The organism is uncultured Romboutsia sp., assembly GCF_958366745.1.
GTDB classification, from domain to species: domain Bacteria; phylum Bacillota; class Clostridia; order Peptostreptococcales; family Peptostreptococcaceae; genus Romboutsia; species Romboutsia timonensis.
Map to the genome: position 1 here is coordinate 1 of NZ_CATXCO010000144.1, position 6420 is coordinate 6420.

At 25.7% G+C, this 6420-nt stretch carries 7 protein-coding genes; all 7 read right to left on the bottom strand.

Annotated features, from left to right (window positions below; genetic code table 11):
• A partial coding sequence (locus Q5F54_RS09465) for a hypothetical protein (RefSeq protein WP_302334310.1) occupies positions 1–340 on the bottom strand: 340 nt, incomplete at its 3' end.
• A gap of 19 nt (positions 341–359) precedes the next feature.
• Positions 360–1190 carry a hypothetical protein gene (locus Q5F54_RS09470; RefSeq protein WP_288524554.1) on the bottom strand — a complete coding sequence of 277 codons (831 nt, stop codon included), beginning with the start codon at positions 1188–1190 and terminating at the stop codon, positions 360–362.
• Between the two features lie 148 nt (positions 1191–1338).
• Positions 1339–1869, bottom strand: a complete 531-nt coding sequence (locus Q5F54_RS09475) for a recombinase family protein (protein ID WP_071121138.1) — start codon at positions 1867–1869, stop codon at positions 1339–1341.
• Between the two features lie 181 nt (positions 1870–2050).
• A complete protein-coding gene (locus tag Q5F54_RS09480) occupies positions 2051–3751 on the bottom strand; it encodes a hypothetical protein (protein ID WP_302334311.1) in 1701 nt (566 codons plus the stop codon).
• 284 nt (positions 3752–4035) lie between these two features.
• Entirely contained in the window at positions 4036–4248 is a 213-nt protein-coding gene (locus tag Q5F54_RS09485; RefSeq protein ID WP_071121140.1) for a hypothetical protein, read from the bottom strand.
• Between the two features lie 247 nt (positions 4249–4495).
• Positions 4496–4864 (bottom strand): hypothetical protein, encoded by a 369-nt coding sequence (locus Q5F54_RS09490; protein ID WP_071121141.1) that lies wholly within the window; start codon positions 4862–4864, stop codon positions 4496–4498.
• A 456-nt stretch (positions 4865–5320) separates the two neighbouring features.
• On the bottom strand, positions 5321–6217 hold the full coding sequence (locus Q5F54_RS09495; RefSeq protein WP_071121142.1) for a GH25 family lysozyme: 897 nt from the start codon (positions 6215–6217) through the stop codon (positions 5321–5323).
• Positions 6218–6420: the final 203 nt, after the last annotated feature.

Below are 6420 nucleotides of genomic sequence, written 5' to 3' on the forward strand. Positions count from 1 at the left end.
CTACATCTTTTATTTTTAAATTAACTTTTTCTAAATCATTATCTTCATTACAATAAATTTCAATCGCATTAAATCCATTAAATATATTACACTTTATTATTTTATTGATTAACTCTATAACTTTTTCTTGCAAATACGTATTTGTTTTTTCAAACTCTACCTCATATACAAAATTGTTTTTTAGTAAATTTCTTATATTTATATTTATATAGTCTAATTCTTTCAAAATAATTAATTTATTATTACTTTTTCGTTTAGAATATATACTCACATGATCTTTTAATTCATTACTTAATTCAACTGGATATTCAGTTGATATATAATATTTTAATATACTCATTTTATTATCCTTTTAATTATTAGTATCCACTAAACCAGCTAGTAACAGTTTTGTGAATTGATTTTGGTAAATGTATTAAATTAGAAAAACTATTATCTACACCATATGCTAATGGCTTTATGTGATGAACATCATATAATGATGAATTTAAAGTTACTCCATATCTACGCTTATATTCATTATAATATGTTGTGTTTAAATTACTAGGCCTTTTATGTATAGTATTTTTTACATAATCAGCTCTAGGTTTACCTAATGTTTTTCCTGATTTTTTATCTGTATATGATGCATTCCATAACTTTCCAGTTCTATTTAGCAATCCATAATAAGTATTTACTGTTTTAGCTGGTAAATATGAATTTGATCCATCTGGCTTTAGTTGAGATATAAGTTTAACTTTATAATATCCTGTTTTAGCTGGAACAGAATGCTTATAGTTTTTTATAGTGTTTACATTTCCAAAATCCTTTAATATACCATAGTTACTATAAGTACCATTTTCTGTATTTGACCTTAGTATCTGTACTTTTAACTTTAATGGAGGCTTAACAAATATAGATGTTGGTATATCAACATTGAAATTCCATACATGCATCTTATTCTTTGAGTCATAACTTGCACTTATTTTAACCTTTATATATTCAATTCCTAATATATTTCTTGCTTTATTATCTAGTTCAATCTTTACTATTTTTTCTTCTTCTAAGTCAATATCTTCAGTCTCTTTTATAATGCTCGATTCTAAATTATTATAAATATCATTTGCAAAAATATTTAATGTATTTGAAAAAATAATCATAAGTGCCATCGCTATACTAGATATAAATTTTAATAATTTTTTCTTCTTCATAAATATACATCTCTTAATTAACTATACCTTAATTTCTTATATTTTCTATTTTTATATTAATTGTATTTTTTTCCAATAAAAGCCTTTTATTATCAGAATATTTATGCTATTATAAAATAATGATTTAACCATGCAATAAATCTTTTATTTATAAACATACTTGTAAACTAATCTTTAAATTTGGCTTTAGGGTATACCCTAAAACTACACCACCATTCCATCTTCCTTCTCTTGCTCTTGCTAATAATCCCATCTTCACATTTTCAGCAATAGTTTCTCTTTCAAATTCCCCTATTGCTCCCATTATGTTAAGTTGAAGTTTACCTGATGGTGTTTCTGTTTCAAAGTTCTCTGTTAATGAACGAAATGCTATATTATGCTTATTTAGTAAGTCTACTATATTAAGTATATCTAGTAATTTTCTACTTATCCTATTTAATTTCCAAACAACTACTAAATCAAACTTATTCTTAGTAGCATCCTCTAGCAATTGTTTTATTCCTGGTCTATTTGTTATATTCTTTCCACTTATTCCTCTATCTTCGTAAAGGTTATAGATTTCATGACCTTGATTCTTACAGTATTCTTTAATATTATGATATTGACTATCAATTGAGAAACCTTCTTCAGCTTGTTCTATCGTTGATACCCTACAATATATTGCTACTTTTTTACTCATTGTCATTTCCTCCATTTTCTTCATTAGTCTTTATTATGTGTTTTTGAATTATATCACTTAGTATATTTATTATTTCATCTCCATTTATCTGTTCCATTGTCACAGTATCCATAGTTATCCTCCAAATTATGATTATATATACTAGGAATACTAAAATACCCCTAGTACATTTTTAAATTTATTACATTCTAGTTATTTTGATTTCTCTGTTTTTACCTTTACTTCTTTCAAATTCAATACCTACATCTAGTAAATTGCTCTTTATCTCATTCAATCTTCTTGATAATACATTTGGTGTTTTAGCCCAATTACTATTTGTGGTATCTATCTTTACAAAACCTGCAACTATTTCTAATTCAGATAAAAGTTTTGTAGGTGAACCCGACCATACAGTCTTGTCTTCCATGAACTTATACATTGCAAATCCTACAGGATGAGATTCTAAAGCTTCTATATTAGCATTATTTTGGTTATTCAAGTAAGCTTCTAAAAACTTATCTCCTCCTATACCTAAAACTTCTGCTATTGCATATCCCCATCTTGTGAAATCTGCCATTCTACCTAAGTTATTTAACTCGACTTGGTCATATATACTCATTGCTTTAGATAGTGTTTCAAATATTGCACCTAGTATTATAGGTTTGTCCTTATCAAACTCTTCTCTAAGTACTTTTTCTTCTTTTCTCTCATTTGGAGGTATTCTTTCTAGTTCTAATAATATACATCTATCTAAAAGGTCTGGTCTTGTTGCTACCACATTAATTCCATTTAATACTATGAATCTTTGGAAGAACATAACTTGCTCTTCATCATCTGTATACAACTTTCTCTTTGTGTGTCCACCACCTGTGACAGCTATACATAATAAATCACTAACTTGATTACTTATTGTATCTATGTTATCAAAACAAGGAACATAGTTCTTTGAAATATATACTGCTAAATCATCTATTGTTTTAGGGATAGATACTACTGGAACGATTGCTGGATCAATTATATCTCTTACCAGCTTCATTGTACTCGTCTTAGATGAACCTTTTTCTCCATGTAGTACTTGTATTGGTCTTGCTATGTTTGGTATAAGTGAAGCTACTAATATTACTTTTTGAAGTATTAAATGGTTTTCATCTTTGTATCTAAACCATTTATCTAATATATCAAGATTACCATTTCTTTCTGGTGTCACTTGTCTATACATTGTTTTTGTTCTAGCAAATATAACAGGTGGATCTTTAATAATTTCCCAACCATCTCTTGATACCTTTACAACGTTACAGCTATCATCTTTTAAATCATAATAAATGCAATTATCAACTGTAGCGCATCTTCTTTCTACTAACACTTCATTTACTTCATTCATTGCTCTAGATTCTAAAAATAGTATTATCTTAGCTATATTATCATTCGTAGGTATTTTCGATTCTATATTGTAAAATTGTGAAACAATCCATTTTTTAAAACGTTCCGATTTTACATTTACATTTTCATTATTTTCTCTAATTTGGATGGTTACATATGTCTCATCCATAGATGTCCTATATGTTTCTATATCTTCAACGATATCTATTAATATATCTATTTGACCTTTTTTATCTTCATTTTTACCGTCATATTTGTCGATATTTTCATTAGTAACTTTATTTGTAGGTTCATATTTACTTCTAAGTGTACTCCAGTTATTTTCTGAACAAGAATTATGATGACATCCTGCTACTATGTTTCCATTATTATATTGGATAACATATGCACTTTTATCTGTATGCCCTTCATTCCAAGGACATTGCTTTAATACATATATTATTTTATCTGCCTCTTCTTTACGATGAGAAACTTGTATTTCATATTTTTCTAACCATTCAGCTTCATCTTTTTTCTTGTTCACATTTTTTAATTTTTTATTGGTTATTTCTGCTGTTACTTCAGTATTTATATTATGTTTATCCTGTAGTTTAGATACTATTTTAGTTATCTGAGATATAGTAACTATCTCACCTTCACCTCTAATTGAAATTATTATCGCTTGCCTATGTGGTCTTGTTGGTATATTGTCTCATTTACATGCTATTGTTCCGTATAGTCTACAAATACGAGATGGATTATAAGTAGTTTTATCAACCTCAACTTTGTCATCTGAGAACTCTATGCTCAACTCATTTAAGAAATTTTTTATTGTATCTTATTTTTTAGTAGATTTTCCTTTAGTTCTTTTATTCCTTCTTCATCTGTTAGTGCAATAAATCCTCCAAGGTCTTCTTCTGTCCTTTCTTCTCCGTACTCTTCTACTAAAATCTGTACATTTTCTTTTATAACTTCTTTTACTTGCTTAGGTAGTTCACTTACTAACTCTAAATCTTGCTCTTTCCAAATTTTAATTATCATTTTATTTTCTCCTTATTTTATTATTAAAAAAGAGATGTTGCTTTTATTGCAACATCTCCTTATATTAATTTTTTGTGTCCTATCTAATAGACTATCTTCTATTTAATATAGATTCAAAATTATAATATATATTTATAATTTCATTTATTACGTTTTGTTTATTAACTTATATATAAATCAATTATTCTATCTACTGTTCTAAATAGATTTTGCATTATAACTCTATTAACCTCTATAAATCTATTTTTTATTCACTTACTATTATATCAACTTTTGATAAATTAAATTTATAAGAATCTTGAACTAATTCTGAAATAATATTTTCTAAATAATATACATCTTTTTTCAGAAAATCATATTTAAAATCAGTTTTAAAAACCCTTATATTATTGATTATAAGTAAAATCGAACCATTTTCTTGCGTAACTTCGATTTTTAAACTTCTTTCATTTGAAGTATTTAAGATATTTAAAAGTTTTTTTAAAAGAGCGTCTATAGCTATATGTTTATGAGCTAAGTCAAAATTCTTCTTACAGTTACTGCAATAAGTATATGTGGAATTTGTATCAGATAATAAATATTCAAGTTTTGTGCTTTTACAATAGTTGCAATTCATTTTTAACATTCCCCTATTCATTATATTTACTACGTGAAAAAATTTTCACTCAACTCCGACATTATAACACCTTTATACTGTTATATTTTGGTGAAACTTGTCATTTTTATCGATTACCATTATTTACATGTATTGTGATAAAAATTCTTATATTCTATATACAGAAGCTTCATCAGCTTCAAGATAACAGAATTTCCTTATAAACAAAATACCCTATAGGTCAGACCTTTTATTAGGTGTCTACTCTATAGGGTACATTTTATATTAAGATATTATTTTTATATTATTTAATCATTATTCACATTTTCTATGATATTTTAATATATATGCACTAATATATTAGAAACAACTAGATTATTTACAAAATATATCGATAATCTAATCATTTTTTAGTTTATTTAATATTTTACTTAACATGCAAATAGCTTGACATATACTATTGTAAGTTTTTATTACTTATATTTTTAATACTTGGCCAATATAAATTTTATTTACATCTTTTATGTTATTCTTTTTTGCAATACTATTTACTGTTGTATTATACTTTTTAGCAATTTCATCTAATGTATCACCACTTTTAACTATATAAGTATCTTCATTATTAGCATTTAATAATTCATTTACTTTATTTTGAACTTCCTGTGCATTATAACCAGCAACAGTTAATTTATTTACTCTATCCTCACCATTTCCCCACAATCCATTTATTACTTCCTGAGCAACTTCATCTATTGATTTTTTAATTGTATCATCTGGTTCTTTATTTGATAGATAATCATCATTCGCAATGTTCATATCTACATATCCATTTATACCATCTACAATCCCTCTAGAAGTATATTGCCATACATTATAATCTATAGAAGGTCTATTATTTGGTATCTGTCCATTATTACTTCCATACATTGCAATCCATATTGAACAATCTTGAAATTTACTTAAATCAATTTTATTTCTTGCCCAATTCATATTACAATAAATACCTGCATCATATCCTGCTGCTTTTATTGTATCAACAAACTCTCTTACTACATCATTAATACATTTCATAGAATTATCTTCTATATCATAATAAATTGGTAAATCAAGTTTTTTATTATTTAAATATTTTAAACAATTTTCTGCTTCTTTTTTACCTTCTCCAATTGCATTTGCATAGGCATAATAATATCCTCCAATAGGTATCTTACCATATAAACCTTTATAATGATTTTCAAATTGGTTATCTTTTTGTGATTCAGGCAAATAGTTAACCCCAAAACCAACTCTTAAAATAGCAAAATTTATATTTTTAATTACCTTATTATAATCTATATTTCTTTGGTAAGAACTTATATCAATTCCATACTTCATAATATTCACCTTTTTATTTTAATTTATTGTAAGTTATACTTTATATTAAAAAATAATTAGTAAAATACGCAAAATACCTCAATTATTATAACCTACAATATATTATATGATTTATTATTTATTTAGAAACTATTATTTTTTTGATTACTTATAGTAGTCGAACTTAAAAAAGTTCGTAAATAGATTCTTCAAGGCTCTTGTTA

Coding starts and splice junctions, on each gene's coding strand:
- Q5F54_RS09470 (WP_288524554.1), bottom strand. CDS start 1,190: ATGAAGAAGAAAAAATTATTAAAATTTATATCTAGTATAGCGATGGCA.
- Q5F54_RS09475 (WP_071121138.1), bottom strand. CDS start 1,869: ATGAGTAAAAAAGTAGCAATATATTGTAGGGTATCAACGATAGAACAA.
- Q5F54_RS09485 (WP_071121140.1), bottom strand. CDS start 4,248: ATGATAATTAAAATTTGGAAAGAGCAAGATTTAGAGTTAGTAAGTGAA.
- Q5F54_RS09490 (WP_071121141.1), bottom strand. CDS start 4,864: ATGAATTGCAACTATTGTAAAAGCACAAAACTTGAATATTTATTATCT.
- Q5F54_RS09495 (WP_071121142.1), bottom strand. CDS start 6,217: ATGAAGTATGGAATTGATATAAGTTCTTACCAAAGAAATATAGATTAT.